Origin of the sequence: Janthinobacterium sp. SUN137, from assembly GCF_030587265.1 — a bacterium.
In the GTDB taxonomy this organism is placed as follows: domain Bacteria; phylum Pseudomonadota; class Gammaproteobacteria; order Burkholderiales; family Burkholderiaceae_D; genus Janthinobacterium; species Janthinobacterium kumbetense.
Map to the genome: position 1 here is coordinate 97761 of NZ_JAPWHZ010000001.1, position 23230 is coordinate 120990.

At 62.1% G+C, this 23230-nt stretch carries 25 protein-coding genes; 12 read left to right on the forward strand and 13 right to left on the reverse strand.

Going from position 1 to position 23230, the window contains the following annotated elements; all coding sequences use genetic code 11:
* Positions 1 to 5: 5 nt before the first annotated feature.
* From O3298_RS00475 to O3298_RS00490, 4 genes are all read right to left on the reverse strand, one after another.
* On the reverse strand, positions 6 to 1004 hold the full coding sequence (locus O3298_RS00475; protein WP_305058268.1) for a beta-ketoacyl-ACP synthase III: 999 nt from the start codon (positions 1002 to 1004) through the stop codon (positions 6 to 8).
* Between the two features lie 15 nt (positions 1005 to 1019).
* Entirely contained in the window at positions 1020 to 2087 is a 1068-nt protein-coding gene (gene plsX / locus O3298_RS00480; RefSeq protein ID WP_034779241.1) for a phosphate acyltransferase PlsX, read from the reverse strand.
* A gap of 210 nt (positions 2088 to 2297) precedes the next feature.
* Positions 2298 to 2480 carry a 50S ribosomal protein L32 gene (gene rpmF / locus O3298_RS00485; RefSeq protein WP_034749653.1) on the reverse strand — a complete coding sequence of 61 codons (183 nt, stop codon included), beginning with the start codon at positions 2478 to 2480 and terminating at the stop codon, positions 2298 to 2300.
* Positions 2481 to 2817: 337 nt separating this feature from the next.
* Positions 2818 to 3315: a DUF177 domain-containing protein gene (locus O3298_RS00490; protein ID WP_099378399.1), complete on the reverse strand. Its 498-nt coding sequence runs from the start codon at positions 3313 to 3315 to the stop codon at positions 2818 to 2820.
* Positions 3316 to 3538: 223 nt separating this feature from the next.
* On the opposite strand from O3298_RS00490, the gene O3298_RS00495 reads away from it, so the two are divergent.
* The gene (locus O3298_RS00495) at positions 3539 to 4147 is read left to right on the forward strand and encodes a Maf-like protein (protein ID WP_305058955.1); all 609 of its coding nucleotides are present in this window, start codon (positions 3539 to 3541) and stop codon (positions 4145 to 4147) included.
* 18 nt (positions 4148 to 4165) lie between these two features.
* Positions 4166 to 4915, forward strand: coding sequence for an SAM-dependent methyltransferase (locus tag O3298_RS00500; protein ID WP_289910727.1), 750 nt, complete (start codon positions 4166 to 4168; stop codon positions 4913 to 4915).
* A gap of 67 nt (positions 4916 to 4982) precedes the next feature.
* Here O3298_RS00500 and O3298_RS00505 read toward each other — a convergent pair whose 3' ends face one another.
* Positions 4983 to 5900 carry a 23S rRNA (adenine(2030)-N(6))-methyltransferase RlmJ gene (locus O3298_RS00505; RefSeq protein WP_070255356.1) on the reverse strand — a complete coding sequence of 306 codons (918 nt, stop codon included), beginning with the start codon at positions 5898 to 5900 and terminating at the stop codon, positions 4983 to 4985.
* On the opposite strand from O3298_RS00505, the gene O3298_RS00510 reads away from it, so the two are divergent.
* Positions 5820 to 6125, forward strand: coding sequence for a hypothetical protein (locus O3298_RS00510; RefSeq protein WP_289898426.1), 306 nt, complete (start codon positions 5820 to 5822; stop codon positions 6123 to 6125). The two genes, O3298_RS00505 and O3298_RS00510, sit on opposite strands and share 81 nt — an antisense overlap.
* A 52-nt stretch (positions 6126 to 6177) precedes the next feature.
* On the forward strand, positions 6178 to 6609 hold the full coding sequence (locus O3298_RS00515) for a thioredoxin family protein (RefSeq protein WP_289904338.1): 432 nt from the start codon (positions 6178 to 6180) through the stop codon (positions 6607 to 6609).
* 2 nt (positions 6610 to 6611) lie between these two features.
* Here O3298_RS00515 and O3298_RS00520 read toward each other — a convergent pair whose 3' ends face one another.
* Both O3298_RS00520 and O3298_RS00525 read right to left on the reverse strand, forming a co-directional pair.
* Entirely contained in the window at positions 6612 to 8894 is a 2283-nt protein-coding gene (locus O3298_RS00520; RefSeq protein ID WP_305058269.1) for a xanthine dehydrogenase family protein molybdopterin-binding subunit, read from the reverse strand.
* A 10-nt stretch (positions 8895 to 8904) separates the two neighbouring features.
* Entirely contained in the window at positions 8905 to 12042 is a 3138-nt protein-coding gene (locus O3298_RS00525) for an EAL domain-containing protein (protein ID WP_305056337.1), read from the reverse strand.
* A gap of 259 nt (positions 12043 to 12301) precedes the next feature.
* Here O3298_RS00525 and O3298_RS00530 point away from each other — a divergent pair, with 259 nt between their 5' ends.
* The gene (locus tag O3298_RS00530) at positions 12302 to 12808 is read left to right on the forward strand and encodes a DUF1993 family protein (RefSeq protein WP_034779265.1); all 507 of its coding nucleotides are present in this window, start codon (positions 12302 to 12304) and stop codon (positions 12806 to 12808) included.
* A gap of 80 nt (positions 12809 to 12888) precedes the next feature.
* Here the strand turns inward: O3298_RS00530 and O3298_RS00535 are convergent, their stop codons facing one another.
* A complete protein-coding gene (locus O3298_RS00535) occupies positions 12889 to 13083 on the reverse strand; it encodes a DUF1289 domain-containing protein (protein ID WP_034779267.1) in 195 nt (64 codons plus the stop codon).
* Positions 13083 to 13655 carry a DUF1415 domain-containing protein gene (locus tag O3298_RS00540; protein WP_289904335.1) on the reverse strand — a complete coding sequence of 191 codons (573 nt, stop codon included), beginning with the start codon at positions 13653 to 13655 and terminating at the stop codon, positions 13083 to 13085. The genes O3298_RS00535 and O3298_RS00540 overlap by 1 nt, the downstream gene beginning before the upstream one ends.
* 338 nt (positions 13656 to 13993) lie before the next feature.
* Here O3298_RS00540 and O3298_RS00545 point away from each other — a divergent pair, with 338 nt between their 5' ends.
* From O3298_RS00545 to O3298_RS00565, 5 genes are all read left to right on the forward strand, one after another.
* Entirely contained in the window at positions 13994 to 15406 is a 1413-nt protein-coding gene (locus O3298_RS00545) for a transglycosylase SLT domain-containing protein (protein ID WP_034779271.1), read from the forward strand.
* A gap of 103 nt (positions 15407 to 15509) precedes the next feature.
* On the forward strand, positions 15510 to 16298 hold the full coding sequence (fabI, locus tag O3298_RS00550) for an enoyl-ACP reductase FabI (RefSeq protein ID WP_099667252.1): 789 nt from the start codon (positions 15510 to 15512) through the stop codon (positions 16296 to 16298).
* A 73-nt stretch (positions 16299 to 16371) separates the two neighbouring features.
* Positions 16372 to 16650, forward strand: a complete 279-nt coding sequence (locus O3298_RS00555) for a hypothetical protein (RefSeq protein ID WP_289910731.1) — start codon at positions 16372 to 16374, stop codon at positions 16648 to 16650.
* A gap of 5 nt (positions 16651 to 16655) precedes the next feature.
* Positions 16656 to 17177, forward strand: a complete 522-nt coding sequence (locus O3298_RS00560; RefSeq protein WP_289910732.1) for an AlpA family transcriptional regulator — start codon at positions 16656 to 16658, stop codon at positions 17175 to 17177.
* Between the two features lie 383 nt (positions 17178 to 17560).
* Positions 17561 to 18967: a DEAD/DEAH box helicase gene (locus O3298_RS00565; RefSeq protein WP_071322891.1), complete on the forward strand. Its 1407-nt coding sequence runs from the start codon at positions 17561 to 17563 to the stop codon at positions 18965 to 18967.
* Between the two features lie 85 nt (positions 18968 to 19052).
* On the opposite strand, the gene O3298_RS00570 is transcribed toward O3298_RS00565, so the two are convergent.
* The 4 genes from O3298_RS00570 to O3298_RS00585 form a co-directional block, all read right to left on the reverse strand.
* Positions 19053 to 19511 carry an acyl-CoA thioesterase gene (locus tag O3298_RS00570; RefSeq protein ID WP_071326331.1) on the reverse strand — a complete coding sequence of 153 codons (459 nt, stop codon included), beginning with the start codon at positions 19509 to 19511 and terminating at the stop codon, positions 19053 to 19055.
* An 84-nt stretch (positions 19512 to 19595) separates the two neighbouring features.
* Positions 19596 to 19964, reverse strand: coding sequence for a hypothetical protein (locus O3298_RS00575; RefSeq protein ID WP_099667251.1), 369 nt, complete (start codon positions 19962 to 19964; stop codon positions 19596 to 19598).
* Between the two features lie 129 nt (positions 19965 to 20093).
* On the reverse strand, positions 20094 to 20231 hold the full coding sequence (locus O3298_RS00580; RefSeq protein ID WP_180979422.1) for a hypothetical protein: 138 nt from the start codon (positions 20229 to 20231) through the stop codon (positions 20094 to 20096).
* A gap of 234 nt (positions 20232 to 20465) precedes the next feature.
* Complete coding sequence (locus O3298_RS00585) at positions 20466 to 20639, reverse strand: hypothetical protein (RefSeq protein WP_162835752.1); 174 nt, start codon at positions 20637 to 20639, stop codon at positions 20466 to 20468.
* A gap of 135 nt (positions 20640 to 20774) precedes the next feature.
* Here O3298_RS00585 and O3298_RS00590 point away from each other — a divergent pair, with 135 nt between their 5' ends.
* The gene (locus O3298_RS00590; RefSeq protein WP_305058270.1) at positions 20775 to 22007 is read left to right on the forward strand and encodes a glycosyltransferase; all 1233 of its coding nucleotides are present in this window, start codon (positions 20775 to 20777) and stop codon (positions 22005 to 22007) included.
* A gap of 188 nt (positions 22008 to 22195) precedes the next feature.
* Positions 22196 to 23173 (forward strand): EDSAP-1 family PEP-CTERM protein, encoded by a 978-nt coding sequence (locus O3298_RS00595; RefSeq protein ID WP_305058271.1) that lies wholly within the window; start codon positions 22196 to 22198, stop codon positions 23171 to 23173.
* Positions 23174 to 23230 lie beyond the last annotated feature (57 nt).

The following is a 23230-nucleotide window of genomic DNA, read 5'->3' on the forward strand; positions in this document are numbered from 1 at the left end:
CGGGATTACATGCGCGCCAGCACGGCGCCCCAGGTAAAGCCGCCGCCCACGCCTTCCATCATGACGTTGTCGCCCTTCTTGACGCGGCCGTCGCGCACGGCGATATCGAGCGCCAGCGGAATCGAGGCGGCCGAGGTGTTGCCATGCTGATCGACGGTGACGACCATCTTGTCCAGCGGCAAGCCGAGTTTCTTGGCCGTGCTGTTCATGATGCGGATGTTCGCCTGGTGCGGGATCAGCCAGTCGATCTGGTCCGAGGTCATGTTGGCATGTTCCAGGGCTTCGTGCGCGACTTTTTCCAGTACGGACACGGCCAGCTTGAACACGGCCGGGCCATCCATGTACAGGAAGGCGCTGCCGTCCAGTGCGCCGCCAGCCAGGCTGCCCGGCACGCTGAGGATGTTCGAGTGGCGGCCGTCCGCGTGCAGCTTGGTAGCCAGGATGCCCGGCTCTTTCGATGCCGTCATGACGATGGCGCCGGCGCCGTCGCCGAACAGCACGCAAGTGCCGCGGTCGTCGAAATTGAGGATGCGCGAAAACACTTCGGCGCCGATCACCAGCACGTTCTTGTGCATGCCCGACTGGATGAAGCTGTCGGCCGTGGCCACCGCATACACGAAACCGCTGCAGACGGCTTGCACGTCGACGGCGGCGCAGTTGTTCGTGATGCTCAGCTTGTTTTGCACGATGCAGGCCGTGCTGGGGAAGCTGCCGAAGAAATCGGGGGTCGAGCTGGCGACGATGATCAGGTCCAGGTCGTTGCCGTTCAGGCCAGCCATTTCCAGGGCCTTCTTGGCCGCTTCCACGCCCAGGTCCGAGGAGTTTTGCGACGGCGCCGCGTAATGGCGCGCCGAAATGCCGCTGCGCGACACGATCCATTCATCCGACGTCTCGATGCCCTTGGCGGCGAGCTGTTCGGTCAGATCCTGGTTGGTGACGCGCTTCTCCGGCAAGTAGCTGCCGGTACCGATAATTTTGCTGTAAGTTTTGCTAAAAACAGTCATGCAAATACCCGTCCACTAAATGGTAGAGCTTGTTGATGTAGGTTCGTCCGGTACTGGCGTGCGCGGCATCAGCTCGGCGATCAGGCTGGCCAGGTGCGCTTGCACGTCATTTTTTGCCGCATCAAAGGCGCGGCGCAAGGCCCATTCGAAGGAATAGGCATCGGCGCTGCCATGGCTCTTGAAGACGAGACCACGCAAGCCCAGCAGGCTGGCGCCGTTGTAACGCGATGGATTCAAGCGGTTGCCGATGGCTTTCAAGGCCCCGCGGGCGATCAGCGCGCCCAGCATGGTAATCGGATTGCGCTTGAATTCGGAAGTGAGCACGTCTTTCATGAAGCGCGCCAGGCCCTCGATGGCTTTCAGGGTGACATTGCCGACAAAACCGTCGCAGACGACGATATCGGTCGTACCCTTGAAGATATCGTTGCCTTCCACGTTGCCGTAGAAGTTCAGCGCGCCACGCTCGTGGTCGGCCTGAAGCAGCTTCGAGGTGAGTTTCACCACTTCATTGCCCTTGATATCTTCCGTGCCCACGTTCAGCAAGCCGATCGTGGGGCGTGCGATGCCTTCCATGGCGGACACGAGCACGGAACCCATGATGGCGAACTGGTGCAAGTGATGCGGTTCGCAATCGACGTTGGCGCCCAGGTCCAGCATGTAGGTGGGGCCGTTCTTTTGATTCGGCAAGATGCTGCAGATGGCCGGGCGGTCGACGCCGGACATGGTTTTCAATACATAGCGCGACACGGCCATCAGGGCTGCCGTATTACCGGCGGAAACGGAGGCTTGCGCCACGCCGTTCTTGACCTGTTCGATGGCCACGCGCATGGAGGAATCCTTCTTGCGGCGCAAGGCCACTTCCAGGGGATCGTCCATGGTAACTTGTTCGGAGGCATGCAATACCGACAGGCGCGGATGCGTGTCGGCTTTATGTTTTTTCAGTTCGGCACGGATCACGTCTTCCAATCCAACAAGGATCAGTTCGGCTTCAGGCTCATGTTTTACGAAGGAAATTGCTGCGGGGATAGTGACTGAGGGACCGTGATCTCCGCCCATGCAGTCGATAGAAATTTTGATTGTCATTTGTGTTGATTCAATACCGCTGCGGGCGTGCGGCAAGATGTGAATCGGACTGGAGCATATGCAGGGCGCAGCATGTCATGCACCGCCTGAGCAAGCTTGATTCAAAATGACGGGTGCGCAAGATGAATTGCAGCCGATAAAAAAGAAGAAGCGGCGCCACGCCGAATAACCACGCAACACCGCTTTCATCTTACCCAACAAAAACGTCGATTACTCGTCGTTTTTGGTCTTCAACACTTTACGGCCACGATAGAAGCCGTTAGGGCTGATATGGTGACGCATGTGTGTTTCGCCGGTAACTGGCTCGACGCTCAATTGCGGCGCGACCAGGAAGTCGTGCGAACGGTGCATGCCGCGCTTGGAAGGGGTTTTCTTGTTCTGTTGAACTGCCATGATGACTCCTAATACATAAGTTCTAAAATTTTAGCACAATCGATTAGCAAATACATGCGAATCGAGTATCCCAGCGGCAAAGACTACCCGAAAATAGCCCGGACCGACATCGTTTATTACAATTACATTTCACTACACTTGCCATACTCGATTACTACACGCGTTTGACACGTTCTTTACTGGAAGCATAAAAAACCTGCTGCGCTTCCCGCTATCGCCTTGGCGGCGCTCAGTACTTCCGTACGCTTGCGCTACTCAAGACGATATTGGACCGCTCGCTACGGTTTCTGAGGCCCCCTATAAACTACCACTACTACTTATTCTCTATTCTCTTAACTTATTCTGGCTTCAAGTCTTTCAGTGCCGCGAACGGCGACTTCTTTTCAGTCTTGAGAGCATCGAGCTGCGCCGTATCGGGGCAGACGTCATGTTTGGGTACCTGCGGCAGGGCCAGCAAGGCTTCATCTTCGATCAGGGCCGCGGCATCCATGCTGCGGCTGCCGACGATCACGTCGATCGTTTCATCATTGATGATTTCTTCGATCTCGTCCGCGTGCTCGTCATCCTTGCCCAGCATCAGAGTGGTCGTCGAATCAATTGCGTAAGCATACGGAGTCAGGCAGCGCTGGCAAACCAGCTGAACGGTGCCGTTGACCGACAAGGTCAGTTGCGGGTAGCCCAGCTTGCTGGTGCCGCCGACGATCTTCCAGGCGATTTCGCCGGAATTATCTGCACAATCCTTGGTCAACCGGGTCATTTCAGCGACAGGAGTTACACCCTCGCGGCTCCCGCTGATACGACAAAAATCAAAGGCGTCGATCACAAAAGCATTCATTGGTAGAAAATTTCCCCGGAAAACCTGCGATAATAACAGGGTTTTTAGCACGGAGTCAAAGGCTAAGCATCTTTTTTGACGCAATCATTGCCATAAACATGACAACTTCATTAACACCGTCATGCCGCATGGAGCCTCAGTCAGGGGCTCTGCGCCCTGGAATTTGCGTGAAATTCCACTGACATCGACCAGCGCGGCCATGCCGGCCGCCATCCACTACCGAATGATACCAACTTCCGCCCCATTGCGCTTGATTCTTGCATCGAGTTCGACCTACCGCAAGGAATTGCTGGAACGCCTGCGCCTGCCTTTCGAAGTCGCCGTGCCCGATCTCGACGAAAGCCCCCTGCCAGGCGAAAGCCCCAGCGCCACGGCCCTGCGCCTGGCCCAGGCCAAGGCACAGGCCGTGCTCGACCGCCATCCTGGCAGCCTCGTCATCGGCTCCGACCAGGTCGCCACCCTTGATGGCGCGCAGATCGGCAAGCCCGGCAACCATGCGAATGCCCTGCTGCAACTGCAAACCATGCGCGGACGCCAGACCGTGTTCCACACGGCACTATGCCTGCTGGACGGGCGCCAGGCGGTGCCTGTGGCGCAGGTGGAAGATGTCCAGACCCTCGTCACCGTGCGCAACTTGCCCGATGCGGAGCTGGACGCCTACCTGCGCATCGAGCAGCCCTATGATTGCGCCGGCAGCGCCAAGAACGAAGGCCTGGGCATCGCCCTGCTCGAGCGTATCGACAGCACCGACCCGACCGCCCTCACCGGCTTGCCGCTGATCGCCCTCACCGGCATGCTGCGCAAGGCAGGCGTCACGTTTTTCACCCTTTAATTTACCGACAATAAGAATATGACCGGCACCCTGTACCTGATTCCCAACCACCTCGGCCTGTCCGACAGCCCGGCCGACCCGCTGGCCCACATCATTCCAGAGCAAGTACGGCACATCACGTCCCAGCTCGATTATTTCGTTGCGGAAAATGCCAAGACGGCGCGCGCCTTCCTGAAATTGATCGGCAACCAGCATCCGCTGGCCAAGCCACTGCAGGAAATCACGATTTCCGAACTGAACGTGAATACCCCGGCGCAAGCGCTGGCCGGCTTGCTGGCTCCCCTGCTGGCGGGGCGCGACGCGGGCCTCGTGTCGGAAGCGGGCGTGCCCGCCGTGGCCGACCCTGGCGCCGACCTGGTGCGCCTGGCGCATCAGCACGGTATCAAGGTGCGTCCGCTGGTGGGCCCGTCGTCGATCCTGCTGGCCGTGATGGCCAGCGGCTTGAACGGCCAGAGCTTCGCCTTCAACGGCTACCTGCCCACGGACGCGGCCCTGCGCGCCAAGCGCCTGAAGGAACTGGAAGGGCGTTCGCGCAATGAAAAGCAGACCCAGCTGTTCATCGAAACGCCATACCGCAACGCCGCCATGCTCGACGCCCTCGTGGCGCAATGTGCGCCATCGACCCTGATCTGCGTCGCCACCGACCTGAGCCTGGACACGGAAAGCGTGCAAACGTGGAATGGCGGACAGTGGAAGAAACAATTGGCTGCAGGCAAGGCTCCTGACTTCCACAAGAAACCGACCGTGTTCTTGCTGCTGGGACAGTAAACGACAAACGCCACGGACACATTATCCGTGGCGTTTTTTTATTACAGCACTACCAAGACAAGTGTGATTACACTCTTCTAGTGCCCGTATTCTTCTGTCCACCTTTACCTGTTTCCAGCACGAACTTGGCGCCGTCGTCGCGACCCAGCACCTTGACCAGGTACGGCATGACTTCGCGCAACATCGGCTCCAGGGTGTACGGCGGATTCAGGATGAACATGCCGCTGCTGTGCAAGCCGAAGCCGTCCGGCGACGGGGTGTTCACCGTCAGGGTCACGTGCAGCCAGTCCGAGCTGGGCAGTTGCTTCAGTTTGTCAGCGAACTGGCGCGATTCCATGCGCTGCAGTACGGGGTACCAGACGGCATACATGCCCGACGGGAAGCGCACGAGCGCGTCGGCCAAGGTGTCCTTGACCTTGCGGTAATCCATCTTGTCTTCATACGGCGGGTCGATCAGCACCAGCGCGCGACGCGATGGCGGCGGCAGCAGGGCTTTCAGGCTCTGGAAGCCATCCGCCTTGGTGATGATGACGCGCTTGCCGCGCACGGTCGGACGCTCGCCCTGGGCCAGCGCATGGGCCTCGACCTTGCGGAAGTTGTCGGCCAGAATCTTTGCATCGGCGGGATGCAGCTCGAACAGGCGCAGACGGTCTTGCTCGCGGCTGACCTTGTCGGCGCAGTACGGCGAACCCGGGTAGTAGCGCATCTTGCCGCTCGGATTCATTTCCTTGATCAGCTTCATGTACTCGGCCAGCGAGGCCGGCAAGTCCGTGCGGTCCCACAGGGGCGCGATGCCCGTTTCGTACTCGGCATTTTTCGACGCATAGCCGCCGTCGAGCGCATACACGCCCGCGCCGGAATGGGTATCGATATAACTATAGGCGGTATCTTTTTGATTCAGATATTGCAACAACTGAATCTGCACATAATGTTTCAACACATCGGCGTGATTACCCGCGTGAAAGGCGTGGCGGTAACTCAACATAAGCTGGCTAATTCCATAATAAAAATAAATAAAGGCGGGAGCGCTGACACCGGGCAGGGCATGAAAACAGACTGGAGGGGTCAGGCTGCGGGGCCAGGAAACAGCATGGACCAGCGTAATCAGCGCGCAATTACCAGCATTATCCACCAGAAAGGTGCGTTGCATCAAAAAACACGGATAAACAAGCTCATGCATTCCCGCGACTGGCGTCGCCGGGCGCGGTAGAATACGCGCATCGGGCGCCCGGCGCCCATCGCCCTACTGAATAGATACGACCATGCACAGCCTGACCCTCACGACCGATAACCGCGCCGACGTCGCGGCAGCCCTGGCCGGCCCGCGCTGGACGGTGGCCTGCCTGTGCGCGCTGTGGTGCGGCACTTGCGGCAGCTACCGCGCCACGTTCGAGGAACTGGCCGCGCGCCACCCGGACACCGTCTTCGTCTGGGTCGATATCGAAGACCAGGCCGACGTGGTGGGCGACCTCGACATCGACAACTTCCCCACCCTGCTGATCCAGCACGACGACAACGTGGCCTTCTTCGGCACCGTGCTGCCCGACGGCGGCCTGGCGCACCGCATGGTGCAGGCGCAGCAGGCGCTCAGCGCGCAGGAACTGGCGGCGCTGGCCAACAGCACGCAGGAGCGGCGCGACTGGCAGCGCGACTGCAACTTGCGCCACATGCTGGCCGCGACACTCGATCAGTAAGATCAGCCCAGGCGCAGCGGCAGGCTGCGCAGCCGTTTTCCCGTCAAGCTGAACACGGCATTGGCCACGGCCGGCGCGATCGGCGGCGTGCCCGGCTCGCCCACGCCTTCGGGGTGCTCGGCGCTGGCGATGATCACGGTTTCCACCTCGGGCGTTTGCCCCATGCGCAGCACGGGATAGTCGTGGAAGTTGCTTTGCTCCACTTTGCCTTCCTGGAACGTGATTTCGCCGCCCAGCGCCGCGGACAAGCCGAACAGCACGGCCGACTCCATCTGCTGGGCGATGATGTTCGGATTGACGGCGATGCCGCAATCGATGGCGCACACCACGCGCTGCACGCGAATTTCTCCATTTTCCACGGACACTTGCGCCACTTGCGCGACGATGCTGCCGAACGACTGGTGCAAGGCCACGCCGTGCGCATGGCCGGGCGGAGGACTGCCCGCCCTGGCAACGGCCGCATCGAGCACGGCCAGGTGGCGCGGATGCTTCACCAGCATGGCGCGGCGGAAGGCGACGCCGCCCTGACCCGCCGCGTGCGCCAGTTCGTCGATAAAGCTTTCCTTGAAGAATGCATTGTGCGAATGCCCCACGGAGCGCCAATAGCCTACCGGCACGGCACTGTCGGCGATCACGTGGGCGATGCGCTGGTTGGCGATTTCATACGGCATGTCGAATTCGCCTTCGGCCGTCGTCTTGTCCGGCCCCGCACCGGGCAAGCCGAAATTGCGCTGCAAGAACTGATGCGTGATGGAACCGCTGACGGATTTATTGTCCCAGGAAGCGATGCGGCCGTGCTCGTCGAGGCGGGCCGCAAAGCGGGCCAGCGCGGCGGGACGGTACATATCGTGCCTGGTGTCCTGTTCGCGCGTCCACACCAGTTGCACGGGCGCACCGCCGCACTGCAGCGCGATGGCGACGGCCTGGGCCACCATATCCACTTCCAGGCGGCGGCCGAAACCGCCGCCGAGCAGCAGCACTTCGATCGTCACATCCTTCGCATCGACGCCGGCCACCTTCGCCGCCACGTCGACGGCGATGCCGGGCGCCTGCGTCGACACCCACAGCATCACCTTGCCATCCTTGACTTGCGCGGTGCAGTTGACGGGTTCCATGGCGGCGTGCGCGAGGAACGGCGCGCGGTACTCGGCCTTGACGCTGCGCAAACCCTGCACGGCATTGCTTTCCACCTCGCCGCTGGCGTGGTACGCATGGCCCGCCTCACTGTCGAGCAGGCGGGCAAACTCCGCATACACGCCGGCGCTGGACAGGTTCGCTTGCGGACCGGCCTTCCACTGCGTCGGCAAGGCGGCGGCCGCCTGTTTCGCGCGCCACCAGGTGTCGGCCACCACGGCGGCGCACGAGGTGACCGATGTGCCGCGCTGGGGCAGCTGCGGCGTCAGGTCCAGCACCTTTTTCACGCCCGGCATGGCGAGCACGGGCGCCGCGTCGAACGCGGCCAGGGTGTCGCCCAGGCGCGGCGGCAGATGCAGGGCCGCATACAGCATGCCGGGCGGACGCGCATCAATGCCGAAACGCGCACTGCCATTGACTTTCGACGGCGTGTCGCGGCGCGGCGCCGGCTGGCCGATCAACTTGAAATCCTTGGGGGATTTGAGCACGGGCGTGCCCGGGGCTATGCCGGCGGCGCGCTGCGCCAGGCTGGCGTAGCTGGCGCGCCGTCCGTCCGGGTGGAGCACTGCGCCATCTTCCGTGCGGCATTGCGCGGGCGGCACTTGCCACAGCGCGGCGGCGGCGCCTACCAGCATGGCGCGCGCCGACGCACCCGCTTCGCGCATGGGGCCCCAGCCATCCTTCACGCTCGACGAGCCGCCCGTGACGACCACGCCCAGTTCGCGCGCCGCCTTGGCCACCGTCCACTGCGCCAGCGCCTTCAGGCGGCCCTGGTCGTCCGGGTGGAACGGCAGGCTATCCTTGAGCATGGCGACATTACCGAAGATTTTATCCATGGGCGCCTGGATCAGCTTGACGCTGCTCAAAGGCACGTCGAGTTCCTCGGCCACCAGCATCGGCAAGGCCGTGTGCACGCCCTGCCCCATCTCGCTGCGCGGCATGGCCAGGGTCACCGTGCCGTCCGTACCTATGGCCAGCCAGCCGTTCAGGGCCACGGCGCCATCCTGCAGCGGCAGCGGCGCGCTGCCATGCAGGCGCTGGCGCGGCGGCAACACGCCCCAGCCCAGCACCAGGGCGCCCACGCCGGCCACGCCGAGACCCAGGCCGCCGAGCAGGAAACGGCGGCGCGACGTGTTTTTTTCTCCGGCCATGGGATACCCTTTAATTGATTAGTGGTTGATCCAGCGGATCGGTCCAGCGCTCCAGCATATCCTGTGCCAGCACCGGACGGCTATAAAAATAACCTTGCGCCAGCTTGCAGCCATGGCGCAGCAGGAAGGCGGCCTGCTCTTCCGTCTCCACGCCTTCGGCAATCACCGACAATTGCATGCTCTTGCCCAGCTGGATGATGGCGATCGCGATCGCCTCGTCGTTGACGTCCGTCGAGATATCCTTGATGAAGGAGCGGTCGATCTTCAGCGTCTGCACGGGCAGCTGTTTCAGATACGCGAGCGAGGAATAGCCGGTGCCGAAATCGTCGATGGCCAGGCCCACGCCGATGGCGTGCAAATCGTTGATGAAGCCCAGCGCGTCGCCCGTGTTCATGATCACCGATTCCGTCACTTCCAGCTGCAGGCGCTGCGGCTCCAGGCCCGTTTCCGTCAGGATGTCGGCCACCATGCCGGCGATGCTGCCCCGCTCGAACTGTTTTACCGACAGATTCACGGCCATCTTCGGCACGTGCAAGCCCTGCGCCTGCCAGCGCATCATCTGGCGGCACGCCTCGTCGAGCACCCATTTGCCCAACTGATTGATAAAACCGCTGTCCTCGGCCAGCGGAATGAAGCGGGCCGGCGGCACCAGGCCCAGTTCCGGATGGTTCCAGCGCACCAGCGCCTCGACGCCGACCAGGCGGCCCGTGTCGATTTCCACCTGCGGCTGGTAATTCAGGAACATCTCGTTTTTCTCGATCGAGCGGCGCAAAAAGGTTTCCAGGCGCAGGCGCTCGACGCCTTCGCCCGTCATCGACGGCGCATAGAAGCGGTAGCCGTTGCGCCCGCGCGCCTTGGCCTGGTACATGGCCACGTCGGCATTGCGGATCAACATATTCAAGTCCAGCGCATCGTCCGGATACAGGCTGATGCCCACGCTGCAGGTGACGAACAGTTCGTGGTCGGCCACCGTGAAGGGCTGGTCGAACATGGTCATCAGCTTTTCCGCCACCTGCGTCGCACCGTACTCGCCGTCGACGCGTTCGAGCAGGACGATGAATTCATCGCCACCCAGACGCGCCAGGGTGTCGCCTTCGCGCAGGCGGGCCGCCAGCTGGCCGGCCACCTTTTGCAGCAATTCGTCGCCCACATGGTGGCCCAGGGTGTCATTGACGTTCTTGAAGCGGTCCAGGTCGATGAACAGCACGGCCAGCTGCTCCTGGTCGCGCGCGGCGCGCAGCAAGGCGTGCTGCAGGCGGTCGTGGAACAGCAGGCGGTTCGGCAGCGCCGTCAGCGGGTCGTGGTGGGCCATGTGGTCGAGCTTTTCCTGCGACTCCTTGATCAGGGTGATGTCGCTGAACACGCCCACGTAATGCGTGGTGGTGGCGTGCGTGTCGCGCACGGCGCTGATGGTCAGCCACTCCAGGTACAGTTCGCCGTTCTTGCGCTGGTGCCAGATTTCGCCGCGCCAGAAACCGCTGGCCTTCAATTCGTCCCACATGGCCTGGTAAAACGCCGCGTCGTGGCGCGCCGAGCGGGTCAGCGACGAGTGCTGGCCCACCGCTTCGGCCTCGGCATAGCCAGTGATCTGCGTGAAGGCGGGATTGACGGTGACGATGATGCCGCTGGCATCGACCACCATCACGCCGTCGGCAATATGTTCAAGCACAGTGGCCGACAGGCGCAGCTTTTCCTCGGCTTCCTTGCGCGCCGTAATGTCGGCATACACCCAGATGCTGCCTTCATTGGGGCGCAGCGGATCGAGCGCGCAGCCGCTGACCAGCGCCCAGAACAGGCTGCCGTCGCGCCGCTTGTACTGGCGCTCCTCGCTGAAATCGCCGCCCTGGGCCAGCGCCGGATACTGGCGCTCGCCCGCATCCTCGAAGTCATACGCGCTCGCAAACACGATGGACGTCGAACGGCCCGTCATCTCAGCATGGTCGTAGCCGAACAGCTCCTCGCAGCGGCGATTGACGGAAATGATGCGGCGGTGGCGCACGAACATCACGCCGAACATCACGTTGTCGAGAATCGCGCTCTGCTCCGTCAGCAGCGCTTCGATGCGCATCTCGTGGTGCTTGCGCTGGCTGATGTCGGCAATGATGCCGTCGACCCAGATGACGCCCTGCTCGCCCGCCTGCGGCTGGCCATTCTCGGCTACCCAGCGTTCGATGCCGAAAGCGTCGATGATGCGGTATTCCAGCGCATACGGCCGCACCTCGGCCACCGCCTGGCGCACGGCGCGGCGGTGCTCGCGGCGGTCTTCCGGGCAGATCAGGTCGGCCCAGGCATGCGTGGTGCCGCGCATGAACTGGCGCGCCGAATAGCCGGAAATTTCCTCGATGGCGTCGCTGACGAAGTCGATGGGGCCGTCGGGCCGGTAGCGGAAGACGGCGCCCGGCACCTGCGTGACGATGGTGCGGAAGCGCTCTTCGCGCTGGCCCACGTCCTCGAACAGCTGGCCGATGGCCGCGCGCATTTGCTCGAGCTGGGCCGTCAGGCGACCCAGCTCGTCATTGCTGTGCGAAGCCAGGGGCGTGTCGAAATCGCCGTGCGACAGGCGGTCGGAAAAGCGCGTCAGGCGGCGCAGGGGTTTCAACAGGCGGCGGTTCAGGAACAGCACGATCAGCGCCATCGACACGGCCAGCTGTGCGCCCAGCACGAAAATATAGGAGATCTGCTTTTCGCGCAGCTCCTGCTGGCTGCGGGCATCGTCCATTTCGACGACGACGTGGCCGATGCGTTCGCCGCGCACGAGAATGTCGCGCTCGGCGCGGTACAGATTGCCCACGGGCCGTTGCGGCGCCCGCAGGCGGATGAATTCCGTGTCGCCCTGCCCCAGCACCTTCACCAGCAGCACGGAGCGGTCGCGCATCACCGACTCGACCAGCGAGTGGGCCGATTCCGCATTCATGTTCCAAAGCGACTCCTGCATGCCCAGCGCCAGGATGTCGGCATTGCGCTGCAAGGCCTCGTTCAGGCTGGTGCGCGCCGACTGGCGCTCATGCACGCCGACCAGCACGTAGCTGCCGAAGATGGCGGGCACGACCAGCCCGCCAAAGACCACCAGCAGCAAGGCGCCATAGATCGACGAGCCATACAGCACGCGCAGGCTGGCGCGCAGGCGCTGAGAAGGTGAATTAAACATGCGGCGACAGGGCAACAGGGATCAGGCGGGCGATCATTGACTTTACAGGGGAATCGGGTGGCGAGGCGGGACGAATCTTTATCAGGAGCAATTATGCATGCAAAAAGCGGGAAAAGTCACCAACAAACACGCGCCGGCGGCTACCTGATGTCATATAAACAGGGTTGAAAAACCACACGCATGCCGGCGCGCCAGGCCGGCGCCAGCAGAAAAGCGCGCAGCTTGCTATCATCGCGCCACTTTACCTAGAGGAACCATCATGACCTTCTCCATCTACTCCGCTTCGATCCCCGTCTTCAAACAGATCCTGGGCAGCCTGGCCGCCATCCTGGACAAGGCGGAAACGCACGCGCAAGACAAGAAAATCGACCCGAACGCCCTGCTGCAATTCCGCTTGTTCCCGGACATGCTGCCGTTCGTGCGCCAGATCCAGATCGCCACCGACTTCGCCAAGGGCTGCGGCGCGCGCCTGGCCGGCGTGGCCGTGCCGCCGTATGAAGACAGCGAACAGAGCTTTGCAGAGCTGAAGGCGCGTATCGTGAAAACCATCGCCTTCCTGGAAAGCCTGCCGCAAGCGGACATCGACGGCAGCGAAACGCGCGCCATCACCACCGGCAGCGGCGAAAAGACCAAGCACTTCACGGGCCAGACCTATCTGTTCCACTACGCGCTGCCGCACTTCTTCTTCCACGCGACGACGGCGTACGACATCCTGCGCCATAACGGTATCGAAGTGGGCAAGAAGGATTTTATTGGTAGTTATTAATCGTTAGCGCTGAAAATATGGAGTCAGACCCGTCGGGTCTGACCCCAGCATTTGCCGTTGGGTTCGGCAACACAAACACGTCAAGTATTCCGGCGCGGATACCCTTGCGCCAGGATGCGCACCCACACCACTTCCTTCTCTTCATCCGTCATCGACACCCAGTGGGCCACTTCCACCACGCTACGGCCGCAGCCGCGGCAGATTTCATCGAAGGTTGTCGAGCACACGGCCACGCAGGGCGTATCGGGACGCGGCGGCAATTCCTTGTCAGCCATCAGGATACCTTCGGCAAGCCGAGCTTTTCCCAGCCTTCAGTGCCCAGCGCTTCCAGTGTGGCAATATTCTTGTCGAAAATTTCCGATGCTTCCGGGAATGCCTCGACGGCGCGCTCGATGCTGTCTTCGCGCAGCAAATGCAGGGTCGGGTACGGCGAACGGTTGGTGTAGTTGCTGATGTCGTCCTCGAACGTCTCGGCAAACTGATAGTCAGGGTGGAAACTGGCCACTTGCAGTTCGCCCGCCAGGTGCATGTCTTCCACGGCCGCGTCGGCCACATCGAGGAACTCGTTGTAGTCGAGGAAATCGTTCAGGGTATATGGATGGATCAGCAAGGTCGTGTCGATCTGCTCGGGATCCGTGTCGGCCAGGATTTGCAGCTCGTCCATCAGCAGCGCCAGCAAATCTTCCGGATTGCTCGATTCGCACACCACGTAGCGGATCTGCTTCTTGACGTGCACGGCCTTGGCGAACGGGCACAGGTTCAGGCCGATCACGGCCTTTTCCAGCCAGGCAACGGTATTGGCGATGATGACGGCGTTGTCGTCGTCGTGGCGCGTCGGGGTGTTCATATACTTAACTCTCTATCAATATGGCGGCCGGCAGCCGAATGGCCGGCCAAAGCCAAATTGTACGCACTTTTGCGCAGCCTCATGCCCGGCGCTGTCCAAGCTTGCGCCAGCCTCTTCGCCATGTATGCTATAACAGCGGCCGAATCACGCATTGGGCAAATTAAATTTGCAATAATGACAGCATTTGCGAATGGAAACTCAGCCGTATCCCACTTATTGCCGCTTATTTCCTGTCATCATGCTGACATAATTCTTGACTCCTGCATGTGGATATACGTACACTCGCTGCTTGATCATGGGTCTGTCCGATGTTTCTCCGACGACAACAATGGAACACTATGCACGAAAACTCCTTTAAATCTACCGTCCTGGCGGCGTTGGCACTGGCGCTTGCGCCCGCCCTCAGCCAGGCGTACGAAGCCGGTGTTGAGAGCGATAACGCGCCAGTCGCCGCCGCCGCACCTGCCCTGATCCCGATGACCGCCCAGGTCACGGCGAAACTCCCCACCCTCGACAACCGCCTGCAAAAGACCGACCGCCTGCTGAAAAACCTCAGCGACAATTCCGATCCGCTGCGCGAAGCCGACGTCTGGGGCCGCATCCGCAGCGGCTATGCGATTCCCGACATCAATAACCAGCTGGTGGCCAATCACGTCAACTGGTACGCCACCCGCCCCGACTACATCGCCCGCACGACGGCGCGCGCCTCGCGCTACATCTTCCACGTGGTGCAGGAACTGGAAAAGCGCGGCATGCCGACGGAACTGGCCTTGCTGCCGTTCATCGAGTCCGCCTTCAACCCGCAAGCGTTCTCCAGCGCCAATGCGGCCGGCATGTGGCAATTCGTGCCCGCCACGGGGCGCGATTTCAACCTCAAGCAAAACATGTTCAAGGACGAGCGCCGCGGCGTGCTGGCCTCGACCGATGCGGCCCTGACGTACCTGCAGCGCCTGTATGACATGTTTGGCGACTGGCAACTGGCCCTGGCCGCCTACAACTGGGGCGAAGGCTCGGTGCAGCGCGCCATCAAGAAAAACCAGGCGCTGGGCAAGCCAACCGACTTCGAAAGCCTGGCCGACCTGATGCCGGCCGAAACGCGCAACTACGTGCCCAAGCTGCAAGCGGTGAAAAACATCATCGCCAATCCGGCCCAGTTCGGCCTGACCCTGCCCGTGGTCGACAACCAGCCCTACTTCACGGCCATCGACAAGACCAGCGACATCGACATCACCGTCGCCGCCCAGCTGGCCGAACTGTCGATGGATGAATTCAAGGCCTTGAATCCGCAATTTAACCGCCCCGTCATCATCGGCGGCGAAAAGACCAAGATTCTGTTGCCACAGGAAAACGCCGCCAAGTTCACCACCAACCTGGCGCAATGGGGCCATGCCTTGTCGAGCTGGACGACGCACAAGATCACCAATGCGCGCGAACGCATCGAAACCCTGGCGTCGAAATTCGGCACCACGGCCGACGTGCTGCGCCAGGCCAACAATATTCCGCAGCGCACCAGCCTGCGCGCCGGCTCCACCATCCTCGTGCCAAAAACCTCGGCCACGATGAACAAGGACATCACCCAGGAAATCGCCGACAGCGCCACCATGCTGCTGGAAGCGGACCGTCCGGAACGGGCCGCCAAGGCACTGCGCCGCGCCGCCAAGGGAGGCAAGGTGCAAGCCGCGCCAATTTCCCTGGTGAAACCGCGCATCCAGCGCGGCGGCGGCAACAGTCGCGCCAAGGCCCGCCACTGATCGCCTGAGCTGTATTGACCTACCTCACCGGCCGCCACAGCCTTGCTGTCGCGGCCGGTTGCACATCCGCCTTACCCGCCCACCTACCCAGACAGGAGTCGTCATGGCTTTCTTGCAAGGCAAAAAAATTCTCATCACGGGCTTGCTGTCGAACCGTTCCATCGCCTACGGCATCGCCAAGGCTTGCCACCGCGAAGGCGCCACCCTCGCCTTCACCTACGTGGGCGAACGCTTCAAGGAGCGCATCACGGAATTTGCGGCGGAATTCGGCAGCGAACTGGTCTTCGACTGCGACGTGTCCAGCGATGAACAGATCAGCGCCGTCTTCAGCGACCTGGCGCAGCACTGGGAACACCTCGATGGCCTGGTGCACGCCATCGGTTTCGCGCCGCGCGAAGCGATCGCCGGCGACTTCCTCGACGGCCTGTCGCGCGACAGCTTCCGCATCGCGCACGACATTTCCGCCTACAGCTTTCCCGCCATGGCCAAGGCCGCCCTGCCCCTGCTGCATCCGGGCGCCTGCGTATTGACCCTGACTTACCTGGGCGCCGTGCGCGCCGTGCCCTACTACAACACCATGGGCCTGGCCAAGGCGTCGCTGGAAGCGTCCGTGCGCTACCTGGCCGAATCGCTGGGCCCGCGCGGCATCCGCGCCAACGGCATCTCGGCCGGCCCCATCAAGACCCTGGCCGCTTCCGGCATCAAGGATTTCAGCAAGCTGCTGGGCTTTGTGGCCGAACACGCCCCGCTGCGGCGCAACGTCACCATCGAAGAAGTGGGCAACACGGCCGCCTTCCTGCTGTCCGACCTGGCTTCCGGCATCACGGGCGAGATTACCTACGTCGATGGCGGTTTTTCGCAAGTGATGGCCGTCAATCCCGAAGTAGAGTAATGCGGTGGCGGCCGATATTCTGCGGTTGTCACTTGACAACCGCAGAATATCGACCTACATTGGAGGCCATCGCATGGCGCGCTCCCCGCACCCGAAGAAGGACATCGAAGCGGCGCTGCGCCACGCGGAAAACCAGGGCTGGCGCGTGGAAGTGGGTGGCAGCCATGCCTGGGGCAAGATCTACTGCCCGTACAACGATGCCAGCTGCCGTTGCGGCGAATTCTGCATCGCCTGCATCTGGAGCACGCCGAAAAATCCCGACAACCATGCGCGGGCGATCCGCCGGGTGGTCGATAATTGCACTTTCAATAAGCTGATGCACGACTGCATGCAACGCAAATCCAGGGGGTAGCCATCATGGATTACATCTTTACTCTCAAATACCGCCTGCCCGACAACGAAACCGACCTCGATGCGCTGGCCGAGCGCCTGGGCGGCGGCGGCTGCGACGATGCCCTGGCCGGCATCGGGCAAGCGGGCCGCCTGGCGCTGGAATTCACGCGCGAGGCCAGCAATGCCAGCGAAGCACTGCTGAGCGCCATGGCCGATGTGAAAGCCATCGTGCCCGGGGCCGTGCTGGCCGAGGCCGCCCCCGACTTCGTGGGACTGACGGACGTGGCGCAAGTGCTGGGCTTGTCTCGCCAAAACCTGCACAAGCTGATGAACAAACACCGCCACAGCTTCCCCGCGCCCGTGCATGAAGGCAGCGCCACCATCTGGCACCTGGCCGACGTGCTGGCTTGGCTGCAGGCCAAGGGGACTTACCAGCTGGAACGCAGCCTGGTCGACGTGGCGCAAGCGGCCCGGCAAATCAACCTGGCCAGGGAAACGCGACAGGCGCCGCCGCTGCCCGCCGACATCGTGGCCATGCTCCATTAAACGGAAGAAAACTACGTATTCTTACTGATTTCACATAGGAAACATGAGCAAAACGTGGTAGGACTGTCGTTTCTTCCCATTTAAGCCGTGCAAAACGGCAGCAAATACGGTATAGTGTCGTTGTGCGCTGCAATATGTTTCCTTGAAGCGATGGCAACACCGCAGTTACATGCACTACAAACTTAGCAGCTTCGCAAGCCTTAGCGCATCCACAGGATGCCGCTTAATAAAGCCCTCCCGCCTTGTGTGTCGCACCTGACACCGTCCCGGCGCAAAGCTTTTGTGCCGAAATTTCTTTCTAGTTGAGTCATTTCGTTTTGGTTGGCGTTGCTATTTTGCGTTCTGCTTTTTGCAAGAACGCTGATTTTCACGAAAGAAAAAGAATGACATTTGAATCCTTAGGCCTGCATCCGTCCATCCTCGCCGCTCTGACCGAATCGGGCTACACCGCGCCAACCGCGGTACAGTCGCAAGCGATTCCAGCCGCGATCGAAGGCCGTGACCTGCTGGTCTCGTCGCAGACCGGTTCGGGCAAGACCGCAGCATTCATGCTGCCGTCGCTGCACAAACTGGCCAGCGCCGAACAAAGCGCCGCCGGCAAGACGCCAAACCAGGAAATGCAAGCATCGCGCGCCCGCGGCGAGCGTCCACGCTTCAAGGCTGCCCAGCCAAAAATGCTGGTGCTGACGCCAACGCGCGAACTGGCCCTGCAAGTAACGACCAACACCGACAAGTACAGCACCGGCATCCGTCGCATCAAGGCTGTGTCGATCCTGGGCGGCATGCCTTACCCTAAACAGATGCAATTGCTGGCCAAGAATCCTGAGATTCTGGTCGCGACCCCTGGCCGTTTGATCGACCACATGGACTCGGGCAAGATCGACTTCTCGCAACTGGAAATCCTGGTGCTGGACGAAGCCGACCGCATGCTGGACATGGGTTTCATCGACGACATCGAAAAGATCGTCGAAGCGACGCCGGAAGGCCGTCAAACCATGCTGTTCTCGGCAACGCTGGATGGCGTGGTCGGCAACATGGCCCGCCGCATCACGAAAAACCCGCTGGTCATCCAGGTGGCAAGCTCGAGCAACAAGCATGAAAACATCACGCAGCGCGTCCACTTCGTCGACGACCTGTCGCACAAGAATCGCCTGCTGGACCACCTGCTGCGCGACGAAACCTTGGACCAGGCTGTTGTGTTCACCGCCACCAAGCGTGACGCCGACACCATCGCCGACCGTCTGAACATCGCCGGTTTCTCGGCTGCCGCCTTGCACGGCGACATGCATCAGGGCGCGCGCAACCGCACCCTGGACGGCATGCGCCGCGGCCAGGTCAAAGTGCTGGTTGCCACCGACGTTGCCGCCCGCGGTATCGACGTGCCAACGATCACCCACGTGTTCAACTACGATCTGCCGAAGTTCCCGGAAGACTACGTCCACCGCATCGGCCGTACCGGCCGCGCTGGCCGCAACGGCCTGGCCATCTCGCTGGTGAACCACGCTGAAGGCATGAACGTCAAGCGCATCGAACGCTTCACCAAGCAATTGATCCCGGTCAATGTCATCGAAGGTTTCGAGCCAAAGAAAACGGCATCGGCACCACGTTCGAGCGCCCGTCCAGGCGGTTGGAAACCAGGCGACAACCGTGGCGGCGCGAAGCCAGGCCAACGCACGTTCAGCAAGCCAGGCGCACCGCGTAAAGACGGCGCACCAAGCACCGGCGGCGGCTACAAGGGTTCCAACCCGCGCAGCACCGACGGCGCACGCCGCAGCTACGGCGACCGTTAATCACGGTTTGCCATTGCCTCTAGGCATGCAATGAAAAACGGCCACCAGATCGCTCTGGTGGCCGTTTTTTTATGCCCGCAACGCTTTATTTCTTCGACACTTTCTGGCGCGACAGCTTGCGCAGCTTGGCCTGCTCGAAGCGCACCTGCTGTTCCGGCGTCTCCAGCGCCAGCGGCGGCACGGCCACGGGCTTGCGGTTCGCATCCACGGCCACCATCGTGAAATAGCAGCTGTTGGCGTGGCGCACCAGGCGCTGCTGGATGTTTTCCGTCACCACGCGGATACCCACTTCCATCGACGTCGTGCCCGTGTAATTGATCGAGGCCAGGAACGTCACCAGTTCGCCCACGTGGATAGGCTGCAGGAACATCACCTGGTCCACCGACAGGGTGACCACGTAGCTGCCCGAATAGCGGCTGGCGCAGGCATAGGCAACGCTGTCGAGGTATTTCAGGATGGTGCCGCCGTGCACGTTACCGGAAAAATTGGCCATATCGGGCGTCATCAAGACCGTCATCGTCAGTTCGTGGGCCGACCAGTTCATCGCGCTGTCCAAAGTGTTCTCCAAAGGGGGAAATTAAAAGTGAGGGAAGATGTGAAAACCGGCCCCAGGGGCCGGTAGCGGGACTTAAAGGCCCAGGGTATCGATGTCGGCCAGCGAGTCGCGGCCCTTGTCGGAAATGTCGTGGCCCTCGCCTTCGGCGCGCGCCACGATGTGGGCTTTCTTGCCCAGGAAATAAGCCACGTCCGAGTCCAGCTTGGTCAGCGGATCGGTGGCGACGGCGCGCAGCCCCATGATGCAGCGGCGCAGGAACAGCAGTTGTTGTGCTTTCTCGGTGATGGACAAACGGCCATCGCGTGCATAGCTGAGCAGCTTCAGGCCGGACAGGCGCTTGGCATTGCGGGCAACGCAAGCGCTGGGGCGCTCGGTCTTGATGCCGCGTGCAACTTGCTCCAGCGCGTCATATTCATCGGTCGTTAATTTCTCGTTCTTCATTACTTTTCCATAAAAGGCCAGGTGTTCGGCCCCCATGGTACGCGCCCCGCTGCGCATCGGCAACAGGCAACGTGAATCTACCGCCGCCCGCCAGGCGGCCAGGCGGCGGAAACACGGGCGTGACGACCGTTATTTGTAGCTGCGCAGCAGCAGCCATGCCAGGCCGCAACCGGCCACGGCGCCCGCCAGGGCCAGCGCCACGAGGTTTTTGCTGGTGATCACAGGGCGCCGGCCCAGGTAAATTTTGTTATGCAAGGAATTGCCCACGATGGTCTCCTGTACAAGAATTTTTATGATGTCTCATTATAAGAACAGAATCGTGACGGCCGCATGACACTCGACAGTTAGAGCTTGATTTGTATCCACTCGGCAACATTTATTGGCGTTTTTGTTGTTTAAATGGCGTGGCGCTGGCGGCCACCGCGCAATCCATTTCCGATCGGAAATAAACGCGGCGCGCCCCTCCCCGCCGCCGCCATGCCGGCGGCGCACCGCACCCCGTCACTGCATTTTCACGGGCGGTGGCGGCGGCGTCGGCTCCTCGACGGGCACGGGCTCGATATGGGGCGGCGTTTCCGGCGGCGGCGTGACGGGATCGCCTTCCGGCGGTGGCGGCATATCGGGTTCGGGCGTGCTGTGCGCACGCAACAGGGCAGGACGGAATTGGGTTTGCATGTGACCTCCTTTGCCCCACTCTAGCCGATGCGGCCAAATCCTGGCGCCCGCCAGTGGCAAGCCGCTGCGGGAACTAAACGGCGCAGCGCCACTCCAACCTGGCAGGTCTCTCTCCTGCGAGTACAAGCGATCCCCATGGCGCGCAAGAAAATCCTCTTTATGGCCGAGGCAGTGACCCTGGCCCATGTCGGCCGCCCCCTGAGCCTGGCCCAGGGACTCGACGAGGACAAATATGAGGTGCATTTTGCCTGCGCCGATGGCTATGACTTTTGCTTCAAGCAAACGCCCTTTCGCCGCTGGCGCATCGACAGTATTTCATCGCTGCAATTCCTGCAAGCCTTGGCGCACGGCAAGCCCGTCTACACGGAAAGCACCCTGCACGCATATGTGGAAGACGACTTGCGCCTGCTCAATACCGTCCAGCCCGATCTCGTGATCGGCGACTTCCGCCTGTCGCTGTCCGTCAGCGCGCGCCTGCAGCGCATTCCCTACCTCACCGTCAGCAATGCCTACTGGAGTCCGTACGTGCGCCAGCACTACACGGTGCCCAGCCTGCCCCTGACCAGCCTGCTGCCCATCTGGCTGGCAGCCCCCCTGTTCCGCCTGATCCGCCCGCTGGCCTTCGCCTCGCATGCCGTGCCGCTGAACCGCGTGCGCCGCCGCCATGGCCTGCCGTCGCTGGGCAGCGACCTGCGGCGCATCTATACGGATGCGGACCGCACCTTGTACGCGGATATTCCGCAACTGTTTCCGCCGCACGCCATGCCGTCCACGCACGACTACCTGGGCCCCATCATCTGGGCGCCGCCGCTCGACTTGCCGGACTGGTGGCAGCGCCCGGAACTGAGCAGTGGACGGCCCATCATCTACGTCACCCTGGGCAGTTCCGGCCAGGGGCAATTGCTGCCGCGCGTGCTGCACGCACTGGCGCCCCTGCCCGTCACCGTATTGGCGGCCACGGCCGGCACCGGCCGCGTCGATGCCGTGCCGCCGAATGCCCACGTCGCGCCCTTCTTGCCGGGCGACGCGGCGGCCCGGCGCGCCAGCCTGGTGATCTGCAACGGCGGCAGCCCCACCAGCCAGCAGGCGCTGACGGCAGGCGTGCCCGTCATCGGCATCGCCGGCAACCTCGACCAGTTCCTCAACATGCACGGCATCGCGGGGACCGGCGCCGGCCTGCTGCTGCGCGCCGACCGCTTCCAGGAAACCGCCCTGCGCCATGCCGCCACGCGCTTGCTCGACGATAGCCGGGCCAGGCTGGCGGCGCGCCAGCTGGCCACGGCCATGCGCGACTATGTGCCAGGGCAACGCTTGCTGCCCCATATGCACGCCCTGCTGGATCCTGCACCGCAAGGCGGCCAGCCTTGACGGGCGGCGTCGGCTTTTCTTACAGAGAGTCCGGCAACACCTGCAGCACGTCAACAAAAGCACGCCAAGTCCTTGATTTCAAAAGAACCTCATGCGTTGGCATGGAAGTCGCTTAAGTCTGGCCATGAGCACCTGCAGACAGGACTCAGGCAACACTTCCAGACTCACTTAACCACGAGGTGAATACAATGAAACTCTCGAAACTGAAACTGCTTCCGGCCGCGGCCGCACTGGCCATGTTGTGCGCCGCCGGTAGCGCACAGGCGGGCGCCTACGGCTACGCCTACAACAACATCTTCGGCTTGCAGATCGTCGCCGCCACGGGCTCGATCACCGCCCTGAACAGCACCACGATCTCGCGCGCCACGGCCACCCTGAATGGCGTCAGCGTCATCAATGGCGGCCCCGGCCTGCTCGACTCGCCCCGCGCCGCCATCGGTGCCGTGACCAAAGGGGAAAACAATTTCACGCAACAGGGCGCCTCGGGCAACTACTCGCGCGGCGATGCGCAGATCGTCAGCACGCAGTTTCCCTCGTTCCCGCCCGGCTCCACCTCCACGCAGGCGGTAAACGTGGCCGAGGCCCACCTGGCCGGCCCAGCTGGCACGGCAGACGCGTCCGGCCGCAACGGCTCGACCACGGGCTTCTCCGTCAACTTCGTCGTCGGTTCGCCCACGGCAACGCTGAGCTTTGACTTCTTCTCCTCGCCATTCATGCAAGTCTTCCTGCAAAGCACAGTGGGACAACTGTCCACCGCGACGGCCAACCTGGTGATGACCATCACCATCACCAACTCGACCGGCGCGACCGTCTTCAACTGGACGCCCGATGGCGTCGTCGGCTCCGGCATCTTCGGTGGCACGGAGAACGCCGATGCGGCCAACCTGAACACCGGCCTGGCGACCAACTTCCTGACGCGCGGCAACATGTTTACGTATAACCCCACCGGTTGCGGCACGCCTAGCGGCACCGGCGTGGGCACGACTTGCGGCGGCAACTTCAACGCCGTCAGTAATGCCCTCGCGGCCGGCAACTACACCTTGACCTTGAATGCGGTGGAGAGCGTGGACCTGGTCAAGCAGGCGCCGGAACCGGGCACCCTGGCGCTGCTGGGCCTGGGACTGGCAGGCCTGGGCTATGCCAGCCGCCGCAAAGTCAGCGCCTGAACCAGGCAACAGGGGGATGCACAGGCGAGGGAGTTTCCTCGCCTTTTTCATGTGGCA